This is a genomic window from Pseudomonas sp. R2-60-08W (genome assembly GCF_003852335.1).
Taxonomy (GTDB): domain Bacteria; phylum Pseudomonadota; class Gammaproteobacteria; order Pseudomonadales; family Pseudomonadaceae; genus Aquipseudomonas.
Window position 1 is genome coordinate 2,895,266 of sequence record NZ_CP027731.1, and the last position, 24,546, is coordinate 2,919,811.

Here is a 24,546-nt window from a genome sequence, read left to right on the forward strand (position 1 = left end):
CTACTTGATGGTCTGCCGGAGGGACGTTCGGAGCCAGTTCGATACGGCCTGTGCAAAGGCTTCAACGTCTTTTCCATTGCCAGTGATGATCCACTTCAAGGCCACAACATCGTCGGGCATAAATATCGCGCCATAACTACTCAACTGGATCACCAATTCGACGGAGTTATTGATGGTTGCTTTTTTTCCAACCAAGATGCCTGCCTGGGCAAGCACTATTGCGCCAAGTCCAATTCCCGCAACCAACTTTCGGGCTTTATCGAATTCTTGTAGTTGAGCGATAACATTGATGTTATTCCACAAATACTCTTTAGTCCCCGCTCCCCCCATCACAGCGATGGCATCGAAACATTCACTGTACAGCTCTTCCAGATCTTGAGTCTTGATGTGTTCAAAAGTCATTCCGTGCGTAGTGCGTGCATCGACGGAGAAAATTTTCAGGTTATATTCTTTGCGCCATACACCCAGGCACGATAAGAGCATCGGTGCGTCTATACGTCTCGGCGGGATAATGATGGCTAAGCTTTTCATAGATGTATCCTAACGACCCAGCTAATTAAAGGTGCCGTATAAAAGTGCATATAGGCTATCGCCGTTATCTGTAGCCGCTGCACCGATTGCAGCTCTGGAGTGAGCATCACCCTGTCGCATTTAAAAATACAGGTGCGCTACGGATTAACACCTAAACTCTTGCGATGTAAATGCGTGCAGTCCAGAGTTTTAAAGGCGTAGCGGCATTAGCACTAAATTCATTTAAGTCCTAAATGCTGGCGTGCGTTCTCTTCTTCGCTGTTTGGAAATATGATCCAACTGCAAAGGGTTTACTCGTTGATCAATCTGCACGGTGACCCTTCCAAGGCGGCATGTCGTCAATTGAACATGTTAAGGAAATCCGTGAGGTGTTGAATGAGCGAGCCATCGGAAAAGCTGCAGGTGTTCGTAAGCTATAATCAAATCCGGGTGCAGTTCCATGCCTGTCCACCTCGGCCTTGGCCTGAACTACAAGATGCCCTCGATCGCCTCGCATCGTTGCCTGGGTGCGTTAATTACGCATTAAGCTATTGGACACATAGTGCATTCCAATGGTCGATTATGGGTGTATGGACTGACGAGGAAGACCGTGATCGTCATTACTGTAGTGAACAGATTCAAGTTCTTTTCAATTGCCTTATTCAGCAACATGCCGCATTGATCTGTTGCAGCGAGGGGCAGATTTGAGCTTTGTGGCGGGGAACGTCTGAGCGTCCTACATGCGGGAGAATAAAAGTAATGAGCTTCGAAAAGCGTTATCAACCTCATCGCGGCCCCGCAGCAGGATGGGGAGCTCTTTTGTCCGTTGCGAAATATTGGATGCGAAGTGGTAATGCAATGAAAAATGTCCGCGCGCTTCGACTGTGCTGCCGAGTAAAGCGCCGCTCATGCGGCGCTCGCGCTAGCGTGCTGGCCCGGGATGGCGCCAATCAGCTCACGGGTGTAATCGCTGGTCGGGCGGTTGAAGATGCGCTCCACCGAGCCCTGTTCGATCACCCGGCCATTGCGTAACACCAGCACCTCATGGGCGAAGTTGGCGACCACCGACAAGTCGTGGGACACCAGCACGTAGGCGATGCCCATGTCCCGTTGCAGCTCTTGCAGCAGTTCAAGGATGTGCGCCTGCACGGACACGTCGAGGGCGCTGACCGGTTCATCCAATAGCAATAGATCCGGTTTCAGCGCCAGGGCGCGGGCGATGGCGACACGTTGGCACTGGCCGCCGGAAAGTTCGCGCGGCAGGCGATCGAGGAAATTCACCGGCATATGCACGCGACTGATCAGCTCGCGCGCGGCCTGTTCCAGGGCCGGGCCCTTGAGCAAGCCGAACGACACCAGCGGTTCGACGATGCTGTCGAACACGGTGAAGCGTGGGTCCAGCGCCGCAAACGGGTTTTGTTGCACCAGTTGCAGGCGCTGGCGCAGCGGGCGGAAGTCGCGCCAGCTGAGGTCGGTGACGTCCTGTTGCTCGAACCACACCCGCCCGCGGCTGGGTTTTTCCAGGCCGAGGGCGATGCGCAGCGCGGTGCTTTTGCCTGAGCCGGACTCGCCGACAATCGCCAGGGTCTGCCCGGGGTAGACCTGCAGGCTCAGGTCCTCCAGCGCTACAAAGGTCGCGTCTTCGCCCTTGACCTTGGGCAGCGCGAACGTCTTGCCAACGTTCTGCAGTTGCAGGATCGGCGGCTGCGTCGGGTTCGGACGGGCCAGTGGCTGGCGGCGCTTGGCGAACGCCGGCGCGGCGGCGATCAAGGCGCGGGTGTAGTCATGCAGCGGCGCGCCGAGAATCTGCCGGGGTGCCCCTTGCTCCACCACTTGCCCTTGTTGCATCACCAGGACGCGGTCGGCGCGATCCAGCGCCACGCCAAGGTCATGGGTGATGATCAGCAACGAAATCCCGCGCTCACTGACCAGCCGTTGCAGGTGGTCGAGGATCTTGCGCTGCACGGTGACGTCCAGAGCACTGGTCGGCTCGTCGGCGATGATCAAGCGTGGGTTGCCGGCCAGGGCAATGGCGATCAGCACGCGCTGGCGCATGCCGCCGGAGAGTTCATGCGGGTACTGGCGCGCGCGCAGTACCGGCTTGTCGATACCGACCTGTTGCAGCAGCTCGACGATATCGGCATCGACGCCGGGGTAGCGCTTGCCCTTGGCCAGGATCAGCGCCTCGGCAATCTGCTGGCCAATGCGCAGGGTCGGGTTGAGGCTGACCATCGGGTCCTGGGGCACCAGGCCGATGGTGCGCCCGCGCAGGCCGCGTCTCTGGCGTTCGCTGGCGTGGGTGAGGTTGTTGCCGTCCACCCACAGCTCGCCGGCGCTGATGGTTGCGCTGTCCGGCAACAGGCCGAGAATCGCGTTGGCCAGGGTGGTTTTACCCGAGCCGGACTCGCCGACAATCGCCAGCGTCTCGCCTTGGGCGATGGTCAGTGACAGCTGGTTTACCGCCAGGTTGCCGTGCCGGTAGCTGACACTAAGCTGGCGAACATCCACTAAAGCATTCATCGCTGAACCTCCTCGAACGTGCGGGCAATGTGGTTGAGGCTGAACACCACCGCGACCAGGAACAGGCCGGGCAGCAACGACACCCAGGGGGCGGTGATCAGAAAGTGCCGACCGTTGGCGATCAACGTGCCCCATTCGGCGGCTGGAGGCGCGGCGCCGAAACCGAGAAAACTCAGGCCGGCGGTGGCGAGGATGGCTGCACCGAAATCCAGGGTCGCCAGTACCGCCACTGGGCCCCACGCGTTGGGCAGGATGTGCCGCAGCAAGGTGCGGCCCCAGCTGGCGCCGCCCAGGCGTGCGGCTTCCACGTACGGCAGGGTCTTGACCCGCAGCACTTCGGCGCGGGTGGTGCGGGCGAATCCGGGGATAATCCCGACGCCCACGGCGATAGCCACTGGCACCGTGCCGAAGCCGATGGCGGTGACAATCGCCAGGGCCAGCAGCAAGCCGGGCAGGGCGAGCAACACGTCGACGAACCGCATGATCACTGCATCGATACGCCCACCGGCAAAACCGGACAGAATGCCCAGCCCGAGCCCGCCCAACAACGCGATCCCCACCGCCAGCAAGGCCGCCAGCACCGACAGCCTGGCGCCGTAGACCACTCGGGTGTACAGGTCGCGGCCCAGCTCGTCGGTGCCGAACCAGTGGCTCAGGTTCGGCGCTGTGAGCTTGACCGCAGGGGCGGTGGCATAGGGGTCGAAGCTGGTCAACCACTGCGGCGCCACGGCGGCCAGCAATGAAAACACCACAATCAACACCGCCAGGCTGAAACCCGGTCGCCGCAGCAAGGGCATTACCGCCGCCGTGGCACGTTGTCGGCGGGTGCGGCGTTGCCAGAGTGGGCGCACAAGGCCGAGGTTTTGCTCAAGGATAGTCATGGTCTAGGACACCTTTGGCGTGTGGGAGATGCGCGGATCGAGCCACGGGTACAGCAAGTCCACCAGCAGATTGACCAGCACAAAGGCTGCCGCCGACACCGTGACAATCGCCAGCACCACCGGGATGTCCTGGCGCAGCACGGCCTCCTGGGCCAGGCGGCCGATGCCGGAGCGGGCGAAGATGGTTTCCACCAGCACCGCACCGGACACCGTGTTGCCCACCTGCAGGCCGATCAGCGTAAGAATCGGCAGCGCCGCGTTGCGAAACCCATGGCGCGCCTGCACCTGGCCACGGCTCAGGCCCTTGGCGTAGGCGGTGACGATATACGACTCCTGCCACACGCCCTGGAAGCTGCGCTGCAGCACTTGGGCATACACCGCCGCACTTGGAATCGCTAGGGTGATCGCCGGCAGTACCAGGCTTTCAAAGCCCCGGCTGCCGGTGGCGGGGAGCCAGCCGAGGCCGAAGGCGAACACCTGGATCAGCAACAGGCCCATCCAGAACACTGGCACCGAAAACCCCAGGGAAGGCAGGCGCGCCAGGGCTTTTTTCAGCGGTTGCCAGCGGATATAGGCGGTCAGGTAGGCCAGGCCGACACCGCCGACCAGCGACAACACAATCGCCAGGCCGGCCAGGGACAGGGTTTGCGGCAGGCGCTCGGCGAGCAACTCGGCGACCGGGCGGTTCAGCGACAGGGACTGGCCGAAATCTCCGTGCAAGGTGCCCAGTAGCAGGTCGACATATTGCTCGAAGAGGCCCTTGTCCAGGCCGTAATAGGCGCGTGCCTTGGCCAGGTCGGCCACCGACAGCGAATCGGCCTCCATGCCCGAGGCACTGAGCATGATCGACAGCGTGTCGCCCGGCAGCAGATAGAGGATGAAGTAGGTGATGCTATAGGCCCCCCACAGCACCAGCAGGGCTTGGCCGACGCGGCCGATCAGGTAGCGGCTCATGGCGTGCCGATCTCGATATCACCCAGCAGCGCGAAGCCCTCGGCGGTCCAGCGAAAGTTCTTCACCTTGGGCGACGTTGCGGCCTGCCACACGCGCTCGTACACCGGGAATGCCGAGCTTTCGTCGATCAGCAGGTCCTGCAGGTCGCCATAGGCGGCGGCGCGTTGTGCGCCTTGGGTGGCTGTAATGCCGGCATCGAACAAGCCCTTGGCTTTTTCCAGGGTGGCCGGTTCGTAGGTGTTAGTGGCCACGGTGGAGCTGTTGGCGCTGCGCGGGTCGAGGATGGTTTGCAGGATGATCGGGTCGGCGCGGGTCATGTAGTTGATGGTCAGGTCGTAGTTGCCGGCGGAGTTGTTGGCCACCCATTCGGCGCGGGTCACCACGCTGAGTTTCAACTCGATGCCGACCTTGCGCAGTTGGTCCTGGATCAGTACGTCACCCGCGGTTTCGGCCGGGCTGATGTTGTAGCTCAGGCTCAGGCGCTTGCCGTTTTTGCTGCGGTAACCGTCCGCGCCCTTGGCCCAGCCGGCTTGATCCAACAGTTTCTCGGCAGCTGCCGGGTCGTAGCCGAGCTTGCTGCCCTGGCTTTTGAAGTAAGGCGTGGTCACGTCGAAGATGCCGTCCACCACCGGGAACTCGGCGTTATACACGGTGTTGGCGTAGCTCTTGCGGTCGATGGACTTCTGCACGGCCAGGCGCACTTGTTGATCGGCGAGAATGCGTTCGCCACGCGTGTTGGGGTACAGGTTCAGCGCCGGGCCCGGCAGCGAGCGGCTCTGGATGGTCGCGCCCTTGGACTGGAACAGCTTCAGGTCGACTTCCGAAAACGGGTTGCGTGGCCACAGGATGTCGGCCTTGCCCTGCAGGAACAGGCCGTTGCGCACGCTTTCTTCGGGGATGTAGCTGATGTCGACTGCGTCCAGATGTGCCTCACCCGGGTTCTTCATATTCGCCGAGGGCCACGCGTAACCCTTGCGTTTGGTCAGGTGCGCGCCGACTTCCGGGGTATAGCTGGCCAGCACAAATGGCCCGGTGCCGATGATCTTGCCCAGCGAGCGCTCCTTGACCGTGAGTGCATAGGACGCGGGCGCGAGAATTGCCAGGTTGGTGGTCGAGGTGGCTTGTAAAAAGCCCGCGTTGGGTTTGGCCAGTACCAGCTTGACGGTGAAGTCGTCGACCACTTCGGCGTGGTCATAACCGGCCAGGTAGGTGGCGCCGAAGGTCGCGGGCAGCTCGGTGGCCAGGGCCTTGTCGCTGTCGAACGCGGTTTTCACCGCTTTTGCGTCGAAGCGCTCGCCGTTGCTGAACGTCACGTTGTCGCGCAGGTGAAAGGTGTAGGTCAGCGCGTCGTCACTGATCTCCCAGCTCTTGGCCAGCCAGGGGATGATCTTGCCGGTGGCCGGGTCCTGGTCGGTGAGCGACTCGGCGACATTGCGCAGCAGCACGCGGTGTTCCAGCCAGTAGACCTGGAACGGGTCGAGGCTGACCAGGGTGGTGTTGTCGCCAAAAAATGCAATATTCAGGGTTTTGTTCGCTTGCGCCTGGTCACCCGAAGGTGAGCAGGCGGCCAGGCTGATCGCCAGGGCGCAGGGGGCCAGCAGACGGCTCATCAAGTTGGAGGTGTTCAATGGGGTGCCCTCGTTTGGCGATGTGAATCAGAAGTCGTAGGCCAGCTTTGTGTACCAGTAGCCGCCGCCCGGATAGAACGGCGGGTTGCCGTAAGGCGCCAGGCCCAGGTTGCTGTAGACGGCGTGCCGGTCGGGGCGCACGTCGAAGATGTTGGTGCCGCCGATGCTGACGGTGATGCTGTCGACGAAGGTGTAGCTGACGTCGAGGTCTGTGATCCATTTGGCGCCGAAGCTGCGATCCCCGGTGGGGTTGACCGCCAGGGTCTTGACCGCGCCGTAGCGGGCGGTTTGCAGGTTGACCGCGAGGTCCTCGACCTTCCAGTTCGCGCCGAGGATCCACTTGGTCTTGGGCGATGCCTGCGTGAGGTCACCCTCGCGGTCGCGGCCCACCAGGGTCACGCCGGAACCGTTCAGTGCGGCCGGGGTGTCACGGGCGCCTTCGATGGTGGTCTTGTTCCAGTTGAACCCGAGGCTCCAGCGCACGTCGCCCCAGGCATCCAGCGGCGTGGTGTGGTCGGCCACCACATCCAGGCCACGGGTGCGGGTGTCGAAGGCGTTGGTGTAATAGTTGACCCAGGTGCCGGTGGGCACCCCTTGGGCGGCGAGGATCGCGTTGACTGCGCCATTGCCCTGGTCATAGATATTGCTGGTCAGGGCGATGCGGTCGTCGATATCGATCAGGTAGGCGTCGGCGGTGATGCTGGTGCGCGGCGCGGGTTGCCAGGTGAGGCCCAGGCCGAGGTTGCGCGACTTCTCCGGTTTCAGGTCGTCGCCACCCAGCGCCTTGGCCAGGTTGCTGCCCGATGGGGTCAGGCGGGTGACTGCCGGAACCACGTTGCCGTTGACGTCGGTGGCCACGCGGTTGTCCGCCACGGTGTAGCCGATCTGGGTCAGCGACGGCGCACGGAAACCAGTGCCGACGGTGCCGCGCACCGCCACGCTGTCGGTCAGCTCGAAGCGCGAGTTCACCTTGAGGCCGAAGGTGTTACCCGAGTCATCGTCGTAATGTTCGACCCGCCCGGCCACATCGAGGAACCAGCGCTCGGTGAGGTCAAAGCCCAGGTCCAGGTAGCCGGCGTAGTTGTTGCGGATCAGGCTGACCTCATCTTCGGGGCGAATGGTCACCGCCGCCTGTGCGCCCGATGCCGCCGGGTAGGTGCCGGTGATGTAGGCCTCGGGGTCGCCGGCGAAGGTGCTGAAATGCTCCCAGCGATGCTCCAGGCCGGCCGACACCTGCACCGGCGACGTGAGGTTGAACAGGCTGTCGTAACGGCGGGTGAAGTCGAGGTTGTTGACCCATTGCTCGAAGCGGAAGGTCGCCAGGTTGTCGAATTGGGTCGGCGAGGCGGTGCCCAGCGACGGGTTGATATTCAGGTCGCTGGAGTGGTGCACATTGTTGCGCCCGTAGGTGGTGCTCAGGTCCCAGTTCCACTCAGCCACTTGGCCCTTGCCGCCAAACAGCAACTGGTAGTCGCGGTCCTTGATGTTGTTCAGCGGGTAGTAGCCGTCGGGGAACACCTCGGGCACCGCCGCGCGGCCGGTGGGCAGACGCAAATAGTTGGCCGCTTCGGCGTCGCGCTCGCCGTAGGTGGAGAACGAATAAAGGGTCAGGTCTTCCAGCACCAGCTCGGCGTTGTAGGCCAGGTTGAAGGCCTTTAGGTCGGGGTCGCCGTTCTTGATTGCCACCCGGTCCCAGGCCGCTTCCCTGGCCGGATCGTTGAAGGCACGTACGCTGCTGTCGGCCTTGTCGTTCCAAGAGGCTTCGCCGCGTTTGCGCGCATCGGCCGAGAGGTGGAAGAAGCCGCCATCGCCGAGCTTGAAACCCTGGTCGCCGGCGACCTTGATGGTTTCGCCCTGGCCGGAATACAACTGGCCATAGCTGGTCTCCAGGTGCCCGCCGTTGTTGGCGGACTTGAGGATGATGTTGATCACCCCAGCCACCGCATCCGAGCCGTACTGGGCCGCAGCGCTGTCCTTGAGTACTTCGATATGGTCGACCGAGCTGACCGGGATCAGGTCGATGTCCACGGCATTCGCGCCGCTGTTGTCGATCGAGCCGCGCTGGCCGGTGGCGCCGTTGTGGCGCCGTTTGCCGTTGACCAGCACCAGGGTGTAGGCCGGGCCGAGGCTGCGGTTGCTCAGCGGGCGGGTCACCGAGTTGTAGCCAGCGATATTGGTGCCGAAGTTAAAGGAGGGCAGCAGCTTGGCAATCGCCTCGGACAACTCGGCGCGGCCGGTCTTGAGCAACTGCTCGTTGTTGATCACATCAATGGGTGCCGGGCTGTCGGCCACGGTGCGCTCCTGGCCGCGCAAACCGGTGGAAATCACGGTTACCGTGCCGAGCTTGGCGTCCTCGGCGCAGACGGGCACCGCCGCCAGCAGCAGCGAGCTGGTTAACAGCGACAGGCGGAATTTTTTCAGCGGGGCGGGGAGAGAAATATCTGGCATATCGAGAGAGATCCATGTCAGGAGTACGTCCTCCGCCAGGCATGGGGTCGGTCTGTGAGGTGAAGATATCTCTATAAAAAACGGCGGGGAAAGTCTTTTTTGGAATAAGCTAATTATTAGATAATGTTATCTTTCGTCTTAATAAAATCATCTATTTTTATTATCTGGCCCTTGGATGTGCGCAACGTCATCGCCTGTCATAATCCACCCGTCTCACCCCAGCCCCCACACGGAGTCCATACTATTGATGGTGCTGTTCAATCGATTGGGCGCGTTTTCCATCCAGGCGCGCAGGGCACTGAAGCTGGTGTGGGGGACGTCGCGGCCCTTATTCATAGGCCTGCTGCTGGCAACCATCGTTGCCGGTCTGTTGCCTGCGCTGGCGGCCTGGATCGGCCAGCGTATTGTCGATGGCGTGGTGCACGCGATGCAGATTCACGCAGCCGGCAGCCAGGCGCCCGTGTGGCCAGTGATGCAATACGTGCTGGCCGAGGCGGGCGTGTTGGCGCTGCTGGCCGCCGCCCAGCGCGCGTTGTCGATGCAGCAATCGTTGCTGCGGGTGCAGTTGGGGGTGAAGGTCAACCTGATGATTCTGGAGAAAGCCCAGACCCTCTCACTCCTGCAATTTGAAGACGCCGAGTTCCACGACAAGCTGGTGCGCGTGCGCCAGGGCGCGTCGACACGGCCGCTGAGCCTGGTCACCAAGGGCCTGGGGCTGGTGCAGAACCTGATCTCGCTGATCAGCTTTGCCGTGCTGTTAGTGCACTTTTCGCCGTGGGCACTGGTGATTCTGGTGGTCGGCGCCTTACCGGTGTTCTTCGCCGAGACGCATTTCTCGGGCAATGCGTTTCGCCTGTTCCACCGGCGCGCACCCGAGACCCGTCAGCAGAATTACCTGGAATCGCTGCTGTCCCACGAGACCCATGCCAAAGAGGTCAAGCTGTTCGGCCTGGCGCCGCTGTTCCTCAAGCGCTACCGCGACAACGCCCGGCGTTTGTACACCGAAGACCGCCAGCTGACGGTGCGCCGGGATGCCTGGGGCTTTGCCCTGGGCCTGCTGGGCACCGCGGCGTTTTATGTGGCTTACGCCTGGGTGGTGCTGGACACCGTGCGCGGCCAGACCAGCCTGGGACAGATGACCATGTACATCGTGCTGTTCAAGCAGGGGCAAAGCGCGATCACCGCCAGCCTCAGCGCGATTGCCGGCCTGTATGACGACAGTCTGTTTCTGTCGGACCTTTATGAGTATCTGCTAACCCCTGTGGTCGTGCCCAGTGGCCGGCTTACCCAGGGCGCGCGTCCCGGCGACGGTCTGCGCTGCGAGCACGTGGGGTTCAGTTACCCGGGCGCTGAGCGGCCGGCATTGACTGACATCAACCTGCACTTGGCGCCGGGGCAAAGCCTGGCCCTGGTGGGCGAGAATGGCTCGGGCAAAACCAGCCTGATCAAACTGCTCACGCGCCTTTACACCCCGCACGAGGGGCGCATTCTGCTGGATGGCAGCGACTTGCAAGACTGGGATGAACAGACACTGCGCCAGCGCACTGGGGTGATTTTTCAGGATTACATCCGCTACCAGATGACCGTCGGCGAGAACCTTGGAGTGGGTGACGTCGATGCGCTGAACGACGAGGCGCGCTGGCGCACTGCCGCAACCCAGGGGGTGGCCGCCGAATTCATCGAGCGCCTGAGCAAAACCTACGGCACACAGTTAGGGCGCTGGCTTGGCGGCCAGGAGTTGTCGGGTGGGCAATGGCAGAAAGTCGCCTTGTCACGCGCGTATATGCGCCAGGAGGCGGACCTGCTGATTCTTGACGAGCCCACTGCCGCGCTGGACGCCGGCGCCGAGGCGGCGGTGTTCGAGCACTTTCGCGAACACGCCAAGGGCCGCATGACGTTGCTGATTTCCCATCGATTCTCCAGCGTGCGCAATGCCGACCACATCATCGTGCTGGACGGCGGGCGAATCCTGGAGGAGGGCAGCCATCACCAGCTGATGGCGGCGGGTGGGCGCTATGCCGAGTTGTTCGATGTTCAGGCGCGGGGGTATCGCTAGGTTCCCGAGCGCTCGTCCAGTCCATGGGGGCAGTCAGCTCGATTTCGCGCGCAGCAGGTCTGTTGAGACTATGCTCATCCCCACCTCAGGCCATGTACTGGCTTCAGTTGCCGTCCGCCAAGGAAAGGAGTCTGTACATGTCTGGTTCTTCATACCCGGTTCTATTGTTGCACTGGCCGAACGAGCAGTCCGACCCGCTGAAATGGCTTCATCGACAGGCTGTCGGCAGATGTAGAGGGATGACTGTGGGTCAATCCCGGGCGCGATGGAGGACGACATGAAGGCTCAACCGATCCACACAATCATGTGGCGGTTCGCCGGCTACCTGGGTGGGCTAATGATGATTGCCGCCAATCCGGTCCAGGCCGCCGACGGTGGTATCGCCAGCGGCCCTACCGCAAGCTATGGCATTGCCTTCAGCAACTCCTATGCGGGCAGTGATTTTCGCAAGGTGATGGTGCGCAACTGGCGGGAGATTGCGCTCCAGGCGCAAAAAGAGGGTTTGATCGGTGAGGCTCCGGTGGTCAGCGCCAATAACTCGGCCTCGGAACAAGCGGCCCATATTCAGGAGATGATCGTCAACGGCGTCAACGCCATCGTCATCCTGGCCGCGTCCGACACGGCCCTCAACGGGGTGATCCGCGATGCCTGCAACGCCGGCATCGTGGTGGTGGTCATGGCCAGCCTGGTCACCGAACCCTGTGTCTATACGGTGGACTACAACTGGTCCGCCATGGGCCGCGTGGAAGTGGATTACATTGCCGAGCGCCTCAAGGGTAAAGGGACACTGCTGGAAATCCGCGGCATTGCCGGCGATGCCACCGATAAAAATATCAGCGACGGCATTCGCAAGGCCGCCAGTGACTATCCGGGCCTGAGGTTCGCCAAGACCGTGTACGGCAACTGGACGGAGTCTGTCGCACGCAAGGAAGTGGCGCTGGCGTTGCCATCGCTACCTAGCATTGATGCCGTTGCTACCCAGGGAGGCGACGGTTATGGCGCGGCCATGGCGTTCAAGGCGGCGGGGCGTCCTTTGCCGATCATCGTGATGGGGAATCGTCAGGACGAACTCACCCTGTGGCAACAGGAGCGCGATGCCAACGGCTACGAAACCGTCTCCGTTTCCGCTTCTCCAAGCGTCTCCCAGGTGGGGTTCTGGGTGGCCCAGCAGGTGCTGGCGGGCAAGCAGGTGCCGAAGTTCGTCGAAGTACCGCTGGTGCGTATCGATGCGAAAGACCTCGACGCCTGGCTCGCCAGCATGCCGGTGGGCGGCGCCGCCAATCCGCTCTACAGCCAGGCTTCCGTCGCGGCGATGATCGACGCGGCCGCCAACCATACGGCGCCGTCGGCGCCTTTGCCGGAAGTTGCGAAGTAGTGGCGGGCGGGGGGCGCGGCTGCGGGGCGCCATGTTGATATTCAAACCCGTCAGCGATCGGCCCATTGCCGTCAAAATTGGCTTGGCGGTCGCCGCCCTGGTGTTCCTGATGTTGACGGTGTCTCTGGTGAACCTCTACGGCCTGCGAGGCATGGTACGCGCGGTGGACTCGGCCAGTCATTCCGCAGAAATCCTGGCGTCGGTCAACGCGGCCACCGGGCGGGTGGAAAACTTCATTGCCACCCGCGATCAGGAAAGTTTGTCCCAGGCCGAGGGCAGGGTGGCGACGGCTATCGCTGGCCTCACCGCCATTCCGGTGGCCGAGGCGGAATCGCTCAAGGGCAGTCTGGAGCGGCTCGCCGCCGCGATCGCCGCCTTGCGCGCGGCGAGCCTGACCATGGATGGCGAAACGGAGAACATGACCGCCCATTACGGCCGGATGCGAGAGGCGACGACTCTCGTCGAACAGGGCATCGCCGATGGGTTGAAGGCGGTCGACGCTCGCGCCGTTGAGCACCAGGCGCGGGTGAGCAACATCGAAAGTGCCCACCGCATCCTCGATGTCCTGCGCAACGGCGAACGGCTCATCACCGCCAACGTGGCCAGGATGCTGGTGACCGGTGACGGGGTCGCCGCCACTGCGGTGCGTAATGCCTGCGCGGCACTCCAGCCCCTGGTCGAACAGTTGCGCGAGGTGATGGGGACGTCGCAGGAGAGCGAGGTCCTCGACCAGTTGGCCGCGGCGCTCGCGGCTGCCAGTGTGGCGATAGAGCGTCTTGGAGAGGCACCCAGGCTGCGCGCAGAGGAAGTTTTGCGGCATCTCTCCGCCGTGGGGGATGTGGCCGGGCGCCTCGAGGCGCTGTTGAGTGATGTGGAAGGGGACGTTGCCCATGACGCCAGCGACATTCAGGCAGCCACCGGTTTGCTGCACAATGCAGCGGCGTTATCCAAGCGTTTCGCCGAGCGTGTGGCGACCCTGGAAGCGCAAACCCTGTCGTTTCGTCTGTCACCGTCGGCCGAGATCGCCGGCGCCGTCGGCACCCTCCTGGACGAGCTACTCCGTCTCTCTCGGGTGCTTCCTTCCTCCGTGGGGCTGCAAGGCACGGCTACGCCGCTGACTGTCAACGAGCAGATTGCCGGCTACCGGGCGGCATTCGCCAGGTTCCATCAGGCGAGCAACGCCTTGAGCGACGCGCGCGACCAGGTTCGCAACGAGGCCCGCAGCGCCGGCCTGTTGGTTGCGCGCTTCGCGGGTCAAGCGCGCTCCGACGCCCTGGTCCACAATGACCGCGGCATGCTTGCGACGATCATTGCGGTTACCGTCGCCATCCTGCTGGCCGGCGCTATTGCCTGGAGCACCTCGCGATTTGTCGCGCAGCCCATCGTGGCTCTGGCCTCGGTCATGCGTCGGCTTGCGGCCGGCGACCTGCATGCCGAGATCGCCAGCGTCGGACGCGGCGATGAGATTGGCATCATGACCCGCGCCGTTCGGGTGTTCCAGGAGAATGCCCTGCGCATCCGGGTGCTGGAGGCCGAGGCCGAAACCGAGCGACAGCAAGTCCAGGCCTCTTTGGAGAGAATGGTCGCCGAACGCACCGATACGCTGCACCAACAGACCGAAGTGCTGGAAGCGCAAGCCGTCGAACTTATCCAGGCGCGCAACCAGGCCGAGACGGCCAACCAGGCGAAGAGCGATTTCGTGGCCACGGTCAGCCACGAATTGCGCACCCCCCTGACCCTTATTCTCGCGCCCTTGGAGCAGCTCTCGGCGGCGGCCACCCCGCCCGTGGATTGGCGCGTGCAGATCGAGCGCGCCCAACGCAATGCGCTGCGCCTGATGAACCGGGTGAACGATATCCTCGATTTCTCCAAGGCTGAAGCGGGCAAGTTTGAGGTGTGTCCAACGTCGGTTGATTTGAACAAAGCGGTGGGGGTGCTGGCCGAGGATGCCGCCATGGTGGCCGAGGGCAAGGGTTGCACCTTGACCTGCAGCATTGACCCCGCGCTCGGCAGCGTGTTCCTGGACCCTCGACACTTCGAGAAGATCCTGCTCAACCTGGTTAGCAATGCCATCAAGTTCACGCCTGCTGGCGGCACGGTGCACCTGGCAGTGACGCCGATCGATGGCGAGCGATTTGAACTGGCGGTGCACGACTCGGGGATTGGCATCGCGCCCGACAAACTGCCGCTGCTGTTCCAGCGCTTTTCCCAGATCGATAATTCCGCCACGCGCCACTACAGCGGCACAGGCATCGGCCTGGCCCTGGTCAAGGACCTGGTCGAATTGATGGGCGGCGAAGTCGGCGTCAACAGCGAGCCCGGACGGGGCTCGTGTTTCTTTGTTCGACTTCCACTGGGGGCTGAGCAAGACAGGGTAGCGACCGAAGGCGGCCCTCTGTACGAGCAGCCGTCACTGAGCACAACAAGCTCAACCGAGCAGCGCCACCTGCGTTTTGACGACGGCCACCAGGGCGCTCCAACGCCAGACGCAGGCGAGGAGCAGCACCCGGAACACGCCTCGCGGTCCAGAGTGCTGGTGGTAGATGACAGCCCGGAAATGCTCAGCTATCTCACCGAGCTTTTGCACGACGACTACAGTGTCGCCACCGCTACGGATGGAGAGCAGGCCTGGGCGCTCCTGCAGCGTCGACCGATCGATGTCGTCGTTTCGGATGTGATGATGCCGCTGCTCGACGGCTTCGGCCTGACCGCCAGAATCAAGGCCAGCACCGGTTTTGCCCATTTGCCCGTAATCCTGGTGACCGCCCGCGGCGGCGGTGACGCCTGCGTTTCAGGGCTGGAAAGTGGCGCCGATGACTACATCGCCAAACCCTTCTCGCCGTTGGAGCTCAAGGCTCGCGTTCGCGCGGCGCTGCGCATGAGCCAGGTGCAAAGCGAACTGCATGCCAAATCGCGCCAGGCGGGCATGGCCGAAATCGCCACGGCTGTGCTGCACAACGTCGGCAACGTCCTCAACAGCGTGAACGTCTCGGCAGACCTGGTCAGCAATCAGTTGCGCGCATCCAAAGTCCATGGCCTGGGCAAGGTCGCTCAATTGATGAACGAACACGTCAACGACCTGAGCGATTTTCTTACCCAGGACCCCAAAGGCAAGATGCTGCCCGACTACCTGCTCAAGCTGGCGCAGGTGGTGACGGCAGAGCAAAAAGGCATTGTCGAAGAGCTCGGGCAACTCACCAAAGGCATTGACCACATCAAAACCATTGTCGCTGCCCAGCAGTCCTATGCCGTTGCTGTCAGTGTCGTGGAGACAGTGTCGGTCACCGCGTTAATCGATGATGCCTTGCGCATGAGTGCCGGCTCGCTGGAGCGCCAGGGGGTGACGGTGGTCAAGGAAATTGCCGATGTGCCTCTACTCACGCTGGACCGTCACCGTGTGCTGCTGATTCTGGTGAACCTGATCAGCAATGCCAAGCATGCGTTGGAAGGCGTGGCCGATCGCAGCCCATGCGTCACGCTCGATGCCGCCCTCGTTGACTCATCAGGGCTGCGTATTTCGGTGACCGACAACGGCAGCGGGATTACGCCAGAGCACCTGGCGCGGATCTTTTCGCATGGCTTCACCACACGCAAAGAGGGCCACGGCTTCGGCCTGCACAGCTGTGCACTGGCTGCGCAGGAAATGGGTGGCCGCTTGACTGTACACAGCGACGGCGCCGGACAAGGCGCAACGTTTACCCTGGATATCCCCCTTGATGCTTCGCTGAATCAGTGATGAACAGCGGGAAAATCGATTACGCGCTGTGCCAGCCTGCCCAGAGAAGGAAAATTTTGCCCCCATGGGCTCTGGAATCCAGTGGAACTGGACGGACGGGGCCGAACTAAATTTAGCCATAACTTTATGTTAATAAAGGTTTTTTGGACTTTTGTTCACCCAGCAGCATGCGGAGTGCGTTTCAGGTCAGCGGCAACACCTGGCTCGCCTTGAGGCGTCACACGCAACCTGGAATTCTGCCCACCGCCAGCCGGTGCATCTGTCAGCAGGGTGGTCATGCGCGTGGCTAACTTGAACGAAAAGCGCCGAAGCTCAGGGACGGCGGTGGCTTCCCAATACTGCGCCTTGAGCATGGGCCCCACGTAGCTAAGCCAAGGGATCGGCTGATGCTGCTGATCCAACACGCGCAATTGGTCGTCCACAAGTATCCCGAAGCCACAAGGGGCAGCGCTGAGAAGCCCTTGCTCCAGCAAGTTGTTGACCAGGGAGGTATCGACTCGCTGGATGTCAAGGTTGGGCCCGGTGCAATTGATGATGTTGCTGACCCTGAGCGATACAGTTGCCTGGTCGCTGCGCCGTTTAAAGCCCACAATCAAGCCTTTGCCCAGCAGCGCCACATTGGTCAACCTGCCGGCATGAATGGCCAGTTGTCCACTTTCCAGATGATCTCGAAAGTGTTCGAAAGTGGCAGGCGCCAAACGATGACGATGGACGTCCCACCAAGGTTGGACATGCCGTAGAAATTGTCGCTGCTGCGTGGTATCCATCGCGCACCAGAGTTTTTGTACCCACGGACGCAAGCTGTCGATCACGGCTCGCCAATCGCCTCCTCGGCGCTGATGTTCCTTGACCCGCTTGCGCAGTGTCGCCATCAGCTGTCGAGGTGAGCCGCGCCCCAGGTGCACAGGGGCGCAAAGGGGGGCAATAACCTCCGTTGAGTGTCCAAGGGGCAAGAGCCCGCGCCGAGAGAGTAAATGGATTGGGCCGCGATGGCCTTTTTGAAACAGTTGCAGTGCCATGTCGACCGCTGTCAAGCCGGAGCCGATCAACAGCACTGCGGCGTCTGGATCGGACGCCAGACATAGAGGAGGACTCCAGGGATCATGCGCGTAGGTCTGCGGACGTAGGGTCTTGTTCAAATTGCAGCAGTCGGCGGGAGGGAAGTTGCCAAAGGCGAGGATCACATGATCCGCCTCGAGGGTACATCCATCCGACAGCTTGAGCCGGGCGCCGTCACCGCAGGGTTGCACCTGTATGACCTCCGCGACAATCCGTGACAACTGCGCACCAGGGTTTAAGCGTTCAGCGCTGTCGAGCACATCGTTCAAGTAGTCGCCATAAAGGTTGCGAGTGACGTACGAAGTAGACTCAACGTTGAGGTGCCGGCTTCTGCAGAACCTCAAAAAATCTTCTGGTTCATCATCCAGCGCACTCATTTTCCCCACGTTGGCGTTCAATAGGTGGAGGGGGCTGCTGGTGCCGTAGGCCAGCCCTCGTGCCATGGCCCGCGTACGATTGACCAGTATTATGCGCAGTTTGGTGCCTGCGCTACGCAGGATCTGTGCCGCAGTGACCACACCGCTGAAGCCAGCACCGACGATAACGAGCGTCTTCATAATGGTTGCCCCATATGAATGTAACGGTTAGTTCCAGCACCGACGGTTGTGCAGGAATGCTTCGATGGTGCGCGCGGCCTGCTCGACAGAGGTCGTTGCACTATCGATCAAGATGTCGGGGGATAGGGGCCGTTCATAGGGAGAGTCGATACCGGTGAAATTCTTGATCAGGCCCCTACGCGCCTTGGCGTACAGCCCTTTGGGGTCGCGTCGCTCCAGGACTGCCAGCGGCGCATCAATGAATATCTCGATGAAATCGTCGGGGGCGAAGAGAGCTCTGGCCATGCGACGCTCTTGTTCGAACGGTGAGATCAGGCACACCAAGGTGATCACGCCCGCATCCACCATCAGTTTGCCCACCTCGGCGGTACGCCTGATGTTTTCCTTGCGATCGTCATCGACAAAGCCCAGGTCGGCGGTCAGGCCCTGACGAAGCCGGTCACCGTCCAGCAGGCACGTGTGCAGCTGGTGCTCGTGCAGGTTGGCCTGGACCCGGTTGGCGATGCACGACTTGCCCGCGCCGGACATGCCGGTGAACCACAACAGGAGCGAACGGTGGCCCTTCAGATCGGAATGTTCCTGACGCCCTATCTCGAAGGGGTGCGGGACCAGGTCCGAGTGCACTGGGAGGGTTGGCGGTAGTGCCAGCGAAGAAGACATGAGGTATCTCCGTGGAATTTGTGTGGGTCAGAACTCAACGACGGCGCGATAACGCACCTGATTGTTGCGCAGTGCATCCAAGGCCTGATTGATTCCTGTCGCCGGAAATGTTTCGACCAGGGGCCAGACGTGATGCTCGCTGGCAAACGCCAACATTTGCAGCATGTCGTGACGCCCGCCAACATTGGCAGTGGAAACCGTCAGGGTTTTGTACGTCATGGCTGCGATGTCCAAGGTGACCGGGTTGGGCATACCTGCAAAGCACAGCGTGCCGCGCGGCCGCAGCAAGGCGATGGCGCTCGCCCAGTCCTGATCGTTGGAGGCCGTCACCAACAGGAAATCCAGGGTGTTTTCCTGGGCTTTCAGCGTGTGCGGGTCCAGGGTGCAGAAGTGGCTGGCACCCAATTCCATGGCTTGGGATTTCTTGTCCTCAGAGCTCGACAGCGCGGTCACGGTGCACCCGAACTTGGCGGCGAACTGGATGGCCAGGTGACCCAACCCGCCGATCCCCAGCACGCCGACCCGCATGTCCGGACGGGTGCCACGCAGCAGTGCGGTAAACACCGTCTGTCCCGCGCAAAACAACGGCGCCGCCATGGCTGAGGGCAGGGCATCGGGAATGGCGAATACGAACTTTGCGTCACAGGTCAAAAAGTCCGCGAAGCCACCTCGCTGCCCATTGCTGCACGTAGGCACTACCTTTGGACAATGCTGCTCTTCACCCTTCAGGCACCACTCGCACGCAAGGCATGCCCCCTTGTACCAGCCGACGCCGACACGTTGCCCCGCGGCGAGCCCCGTTACCGAGGACCCGCTGCGGACTACTTTTCCGACCACCTCATGACCACACACTTGCGGGTATTGGGAGGCTTCGCCCCAGTTTCCTTCGATCAAATGCAGGTCGCTCGTGCAGGCGCCGCAATGGGTGACCCGGATCTCGACTTCATTGGGACCCGGGTCCAGGCGGGGGTACGTAAAGGGCTCCAATGGCGAGCCTGGGCTATGGGCCGCCCATCCGGTGGTAGTCTGTGTCATGGGATCTCTCCTGTGTCCAGGTTGAGTGCGGTGAGGTACTGCTGCGTCCATTCGGCATCGATCACCGGGCATTCCAGCTGCGCGACTTGCAACGGGGCCGGGTGGCTGAAGTGTTTGAAGTCTTCGATGATCATTGGAAGGATCAGCAACGTGCGCTGTAGCACGGCGTTGCCAGGTGCCTGGGCTTCGAGTCTGACGCGCCATTGAGCGAGGGGGAGTGCCGTGAACCGGTCCGCCCCCAAGAGCGTCTGGATCCAACTGCAGATCTGTTCCCAGCGGGTGTTTTCTGGGTTGTAAAGGTGATGGATTGACGTCGATTGCGTCATCGATCCGCCGAGGGCACAGTGCACGAAGATCCGTGCGACATGATCCACCGGCGTGAGATTCAGCGACCAGTCGCTTTGCGCCGGCCAGGCCTTGAGAGCAACACAGCTACGAATCATCAGTCCGACATAGTCGTCGGGGTTGATGCGGTCGCAGGCATTGGCCTCAAGGGGAGCGCTGATGTCCCCGCATCTCAGGATGTGCAGATCTATGCCGGTCTGTTCACGGAACCTTATCGCTACGCTTTCGGCAACCAGCTTGGCTCGGTTGTAGCCGGTGGTCGGAACCGTTTCGGGCAAGGTCGAGGCGATGACAACGCCGGCACCGCCAAGGGCAGCCAGATGCAGCACTTCCAGAACGCCGCCTACGTTAGTCTCGGCCAGGCGTTCATAACGCTTGAGCCAGTTGACCTCGGCACCACAATGAATGATGCAGTCGACCTCCGAAGACAATCGACGGTAATCCTCGGGTGACAGGCCTAGCCGGGGTTGGCCCAAGTCCGCAACTACAGCCTCCACTGACCCAAGATCCGCAACCCTCTGCTGTGCGTGAGCCGGGTTTTCGGCCCGCACCAGGCATAGAATGCGTTCCACGCCCACGGCCTGTTGCAGGTGGCGCACGATCATTCGCCCCAGGTACCCCGTGGCCCCTGTAACCAGTATCGTGCGCCGTGCCTCGCGTTGAGGCATATGCGTAACAGGCGCTTGCAGCCTGGCCAGGTAAAGCTCGGTTTCGGCTTCGACAGAGAAGGGGGCCTCCTTGACGGGCTCGCCTTGAAGCTCAAGCGCGATCAGCTGCGTAATGCCCGCCAGGGTAGCGTCGCGGGTGATGTCGGCAACGGAGAGATCGAAACGGAAAGTCCGGTTGATCAGGTTTATCAATTCCAACAGCAACAGGCTGCCACCCATGTCGAGGAAGTCACTGTCGGGGCCCAGGGTCACACCCTGAAGGTTCAGGCAGTCGCCCCATAAGGCAGCAACCCGGGATTGCAGGGGCGTGAGCGGCGGTTCGTCATCTGGCAGAGGGACCAGTGGCAGTTGCAGCAGTATGTGCGAACCCAGGCGCTTCTGACTGGCACCGGCCGGGATCGATGGGGTCAGGAAGTAGGCCACCGGAACGCTGAAGGCCGGCAAGTGTTGACTCGCCCATTGCCGCAGCGTGCTGGCATGGGGCGGGTGTTCGGCATCCGCTGGGGCGATAAAGGCCACCAGTTGCAGGTCAAGCCCGTCGCCGCGCGTGGTGACCAAGGCCGTGCGTACTTCGGGATGAGCAATCAGGATGCGTTCCACATCGGTGCAGAATACCTTGAACCCGCGCAATTTCAGATGCGTGCTGCTGCGGCCCAGCAGGTGGATATTTCCGCTTTCGGTGAGTTGCACCCTATCACCGGTGCGCAGCAGCCGCCGGGCCAGGTCCGGGTGGGTTGGCGCCAGCGGATTGGATACGAAGGCCGCCTGGTCGGCCGTATCGTCCTTCAGATAACCCAGCGTGAGTCCCTGGGTGTGCACGTAGAGTTCGCCAGAGCTGCCCAGGCGAACGCATTCAAGTGTCGAGTCCAGCACGAAGGCTTCGGTGCCGGGGGCGAAGTGCAAGCGGCCTTGCGGGCCGACCAGGGCCACGTCCCCGGCTTCGTTCGAGCCATACAGATCGAGCACCTTACAGTGGGGCAGCCAACGCGTGAGTTGTTCGCGAATCGCGTCGGGTAGCGGCTCGCCGCTCAGCCACAGAGTATGCACACTGGCAAACGCCTGCTGGAATGCCTGTTCGTTTTGCAGCAGGCCGGCCACGAGACTGGGGGTGATCATCAATTGAGAGAGACGACTGCTTTGGATAAAACCTGTGAGAGCGTGGGGATCCAGCACCATGGCGTCCGGAATCAGGCAGGCCACCGCGCCGCTGAAGATGGGGTAGTAGACATAGCCGGTCATCCACGCATTGAGGCCGATGCGATCCCCGGGACGCAAATGCTGACGCCAGAAGGCGAGTGAATCGAGGCGAGCGTGTTCGCCAATTGTGACGACCTTTGCCATACCCGTCGTACCAGAGGTCAGCAAGCCATAGGCCACATCACCGAATGGCTGCGGTCGAACCTCTGGCGCAGCGTCGCAGCGCTCCGGCAGGCGGTCCAGCAGCAGCGTGCGATAACGGCCTGCCAGGGACTGGAGAGTCAGTGTATCGCCCACCACGACCACTGGATCGAGTTTCGCCAGGACGTTCGCAGTGGCGTCGGGGCCGTACCATTGCGGGATGTCCAGGTAGGGCCAGCGCAGCAGGCTGCAGGCGGTCATGGTCACCAGCGTGCGCAGGTCTTTGTCCAGGCGGATAGCCACCCAGCCGCCGTGGGGGCAACTGTGCAAAAGTCGCTCAGCCAGCTTGCGGGCCTGGTCATTCAGATCGCGGGCGCTCAGGCTTCGTTGGGGGCTGGCGGCGACCGTGCTGTCTGGGGCATCGCGCAGCAACTGACGCAGATGCGTGTGCCAGGAGGGCGTTGTTGCATCGGCCGGGGCGTTGAGACGCTGGGTCGTGATCTGCCGCTCGCGACTGTGTTGAGCTGCCGCCCGCTGGTACTGAGAAATCTGTGGGCTGACTTCATTCATTGCCGGGTTATCTCGATCGACAATGATCAGCTTGACCCCGGTGTGGCGTGCGTATGGGCTGTCGGGGCAGATCAGGCACAGCTGGCGATGACTCAGACGGCCTACGAACTCGAGCGGCACCGGGTCTTCAGAGGTCGTCAGCGTCACCAGAGGCAGGTCCTGCAACTGCTCGATCTCGCGGATGATTGCGTCGAAATGGCAGGCTGTGGGGCTGCTCCATAGCCAAACGGCATAGTCGCCAGGCAATTGCGCTGCCCATTGCAACGCACGCAGAAGCTGCTGCCTCGTCGATGCCAGCAACAACACGCGCAGATGTGCCTGCGCCGGTTCATGAAGGCAGGCAAGGTGATCCTTCGTGGGGGGCACGCGCTGCCAGGCAGCTGCCAGATGGAAAAACCTGTAGAGGTGTTGCTTGTCCCGTGCCGTGGATTCGACGGCATCCGGAAACGTGATTTCGGGGTGCGCGACTTGGGCGAAACCGCACGAGCGCTCGGCATCGTCATGCCAGCCTTGGAAAAATTGCCACTGTTCGACCTTTTCCGGTGCCCAGCTCAACAGGCGAGGCGAAAAGTCGATACCGGCGAAATCACAAAAGCGCGCCAGCGTGCCTCGCGTATCACCCATCAGGTCCTCATCACTGTCCAGGTACAGCACCTGACTGGCATCACACTGTTCGAGCACCCGCTCATGGATACGAGCCAGCTCATCGAAGCCGGATTCATCCGCATCGAAATAGGTGGTGCCACCGCTCTGGCTGACGCGATACAGCGAACGCATCACATCCCGCGGCTGGCGGACCAAGAACACATGCCTGAATTGCGCCAGCCACGTGCTATCGATCGAGTCGAAGTCGACGAAGTAAGCGATCTCCTTGGAGAATTGCAAGCGGTGCGGTGGTGCTGGACGTTCGCCGAGCAACGCCATCGCCTCGGCGTAACCGGTAATGCCGGGCGGTCCGTTATTGGTGCGGCGGGTGTGTTCAATCAGTGCATGTTTTTCGGGAAAGTGCTTGGCCAGAAAGGGTTCGGAGAGCCTTTCGTGCAACACCCTGACGCCCGGATGCTGCATCACGGCCCGCTCGAAAGCGGTAGAGCGGCTGCGGGAAACCGCCCACAGAATCACATTGGGCAAGGAATCAAATGACGTCAGCATAAACAGCTCCTTGTTAAGGCCTGTGCATGTGAAGCGTTCAGCGCGTAGCAGTGGGCTTGTTCAGCAGGATGAAGCCTGAAATCAGGATAAGGGCCAGACCGGCCGCGGTCCGGCCATTGAGCACTTCATTGAACAGCAATGCCCCCCAGGCAATCGCGAAAATCAGGTAGGTGTAATCGAATGCGCCGATGATCGAGGTCTCGCCGATTTGATAGGCCCGGGCGATGCCGGTACTGACCAGTACCATCAGAATCGCCAGCACCACCATCACGCCCCAGTCGCCGATCGCCATGGGCGACCAGTCGCCCACCAGAAATCGCAGGCCCTCGTTGGCCGGCAGGTGAGGGCCAGTCTGTGCGACGACAATGCTGCCGACCATTCCCATCAACAACAGGACGATATTCAGCGCCAGGGCCAGGTGCATGGGCGCCTCATTGGCGCACTTGCCCTTGGTCACGACCGCTGCGAGGGCATATAAAATCGCAGCGAGCACGGGCAGCAGTGTCCATAGGTTGAAGTCAGCCTGACTCGGTGCGAGTGTGACCAGCACCCCGGCGAACCCCACCAGAATGGCCACCCATTTGCGCGGTGTGACATGCTCGTCCAGGGTGACTGCCGAGAACAAAGCGATAAACAAAGGTGTCGTATAGATTGCCAATGCGGCTATGGTCAGGCTGATGAAGGGCAGTGCGCTGTAAAAGGCAATCCACATCAGGGCAAGCAGCAGGCTTCTTGCACCTATCCACAAAGGGGAAAGCGGCCTTTGCTGCGTTGTGCCGCGGCGGTACATCAGCAAGGCGACGAGCATGCCAATGGCCAGTACCGAACGAATCACGTAGAGCTGCCACATCGATGTCTCGGCGCTGGTGGCCTTGATAAGAGCATCTGAAACTGACAACAGGAACACCGAACCTACGACGATGAGTATGCTTTGTCGGTTTTCAGCGGCGGTAACGGTTGTGGTTGCAGACATGACGGGTCCTGATGTGATCGACCTGGAGGATTTTGGTTGAGCTCGTATTGCATTTAAAGTGACTTATGGTTACGCAGGAGG

General features: G+C 61.6%; 13 protein-coding genes and 3 pseudogenes. 5 read left to right on the top strand and 11 right to left on the bottom strand.

The window, feature by feature from the left end; genetic code table 11:
• The 6 genes from C4J90_RS13150 to C4J90_RS13175 all read right to left on the bottom strand — a co-directional run bounded on the left by C4J90_RS13150 (window position 1) and on the right by C4J90_RS13175 (window position 8,941).
• Entirely contained in the window at window positions 1-531 is a 531-nt protein-coding gene (locus C4J90_RS13150; protein WP_124362806.1) for a DJ-1/PfpI family protein, read from the bottom strand.
• An 885-nt stretch (window positions 532-1,416) separates the two neighbouring features.
• Window positions 1,417-3,030, bottom strand: a complete 1,614-nt coding sequence (locus C4J90_RS13155; protein WP_124419982.1) for an ABC transporter ATP-binding protein — start codon at window positions 3,028-3,030, stop codon at window positions 1,417-1,419.
• On the bottom strand, window positions 3,027-3,911 hold the full coding sequence (locus tag C4J90_RS13160) for an ABC transporter permease (protein WP_124419983.1): 885 nt from the start codon (window positions 3,909-3,911) through the stop codon (window positions 3,027-3,029). Before C4J90_RS13160 ends, C4J90_RS13155 begins: the two co-directional genes overlap by 4 nt.
• A gap of 3 nt (window positions 3,912-3,914) precedes the next feature.
• Window positions 3,915-4,865 carry an ABC transporter permease gene (locus C4J90_RS13165; RefSeq protein WP_124362809.1) on the bottom strand — a complete coding sequence of 317 codons (951 nt, stop codon included), beginning with the start codon at window positions 4,863-4,865 and terminating at the stop codon, window positions 3,915-3,917.
• Window positions 4,862-6,475, bottom strand: a complete 1,614-nt coding sequence (locus C4J90_RS13170) for an ABC transporter substrate-binding protein (protein ID WP_124421207.1) — start codon at window positions 6,473-6,475, stop codon at window positions 4,862-4,864. The genes C4J90_RS13165 and C4J90_RS13170 overlap by 4 nt, the downstream gene beginning before the upstream one ends.
• A gap of 45 nt (window positions 6,476-6,520) precedes the next feature.
• Window positions 6,521-8,941 carry a TonB-dependent siderophore receptor gene (locus C4J90_RS13175; protein ID WP_124419984.1) on the bottom strand — a complete coding sequence of 807 codons (2,421 nt, stop codon included), beginning with the start codon at window positions 8,939-8,941 and terminating at the stop codon, window positions 6,521-6,523.
• A 247-nt stretch (window positions 8,942-9,188) separates the two neighbouring features.
• On the opposite strand from C4J90_RS13175, the gene C4J90_RS13180 reads away from it, so the two are divergent.
• The 5 genes and pseudogenes from C4J90_RS13180 to C4J90_RS27455 form a co-directional block, all read left to right on the top strand.
• Window positions 9,189-10,997 (top strand): ABC transporter ATP-binding protein, encoded by a 1,809-nt coding sequence (locus C4J90_RS13180; protein ID WP_124419985.1) that lies wholly within the window; start codon window positions 9,189-9,191, stop codon window positions 10,995-10,997.
• Between the two features lie 277 nt (window positions 10,998-11,274).
• Complete coding sequence (locus C4J90_RS13185; protein ID WP_124419986.1) at window positions 11,275-12,372, top strand: ABC transporter substrate-binding protein; 1,098 nt, start codon at window positions 11,275-11,277, stop codon at window positions 12,370-12,372.
• A gap of 1,294 nt (window positions 12,373-13,666) precedes the next feature.
• Window positions 13,667-14,716 (top strand): annotated as a pseudogene (locus C4J90_RS27445) (sensor histidine kinase); the annotation flags it as partial.
• Between the two features lie 246 nt (window positions 14,717-14,962).
• Window positions 14,963-15,251: pseudogene (locus C4J90_RS27450) on the top strand (response regulator transcription factor); the annotation flags it as partial.
• Window positions 15,252-15,769: 518 nt separating this feature from the next.
• Window positions 15,770-16,108: pseudogene (locus C4J90_RS27455) on the top strand (ATP-binding protein); the annotation flags it as partial.
• A gap of 155 nt (window positions 16,109-16,263) precedes the next feature.
• On the opposite strand, the gene C4J90_RS13195 reads toward C4J90_RS27455, so the two are convergent.
• The 5 genes from C4J90_RS13195 to C4J90_RS13215 are packed head-to-tail and all read right to left on the bottom strand — an operon-like array spanning window position 16,264 to window position 24,465.
• Window positions 16,264-17,724: an FAD/NAD(P)-binding protein gene (locus C4J90_RS13195; RefSeq protein ID WP_124419988.1), complete on the bottom strand. Its 1,461-nt coding sequence runs from the start codon at window positions 17,722-17,724 to the stop codon at window positions 16,264-16,266.
• Between the two features lie 27 nt (window positions 17,725-17,751).
• Complete coding sequence (gene cysC, locus C4J90_RS13200) at window positions 17,752-18,384, bottom strand: adenylyl-sulfate kinase (RefSeq protein WP_256658972.1); 633 nt, start codon at window positions 18,382-18,384, stop codon at window positions 17,752-17,754.
• A gap of 27 nt (window positions 18,385-18,411) precedes the next feature.
• Window positions 18,412-19,419 (bottom strand): NAD(P)-dependent alcohol dehydrogenase, encoded by a 1,008-nt coding sequence (locus C4J90_RS13205; RefSeq protein ID WP_164488017.1) that lies wholly within the window; start codon window positions 19,417-19,419, stop codon window positions 18,412-18,414.
• Window positions 19,416-23,492, bottom strand: coding sequence for an SDR family oxidoreductase (locus C4J90_RS13210; protein ID WP_124419990.1), 4,077 nt, complete (start codon window positions 23,490-23,492; stop codon window positions 19,416-19,418). The genes C4J90_RS13205 and C4J90_RS13210 overlap by 4 nt, the downstream gene beginning before the upstream one ends.
• Before the next feature lie 37 nt (window positions 23,493-23,529).
• Window positions 23,530-24,465 (bottom strand): DMT family transporter, encoded by a 936-nt coding sequence (locus C4J90_RS13215; protein WP_124419991.1) that lies wholly within the window; start codon window positions 24,463-24,465, stop codon window positions 23,530-23,532.
• Window positions 24,466-24,546 lie beyond the last annotated feature (81 nt).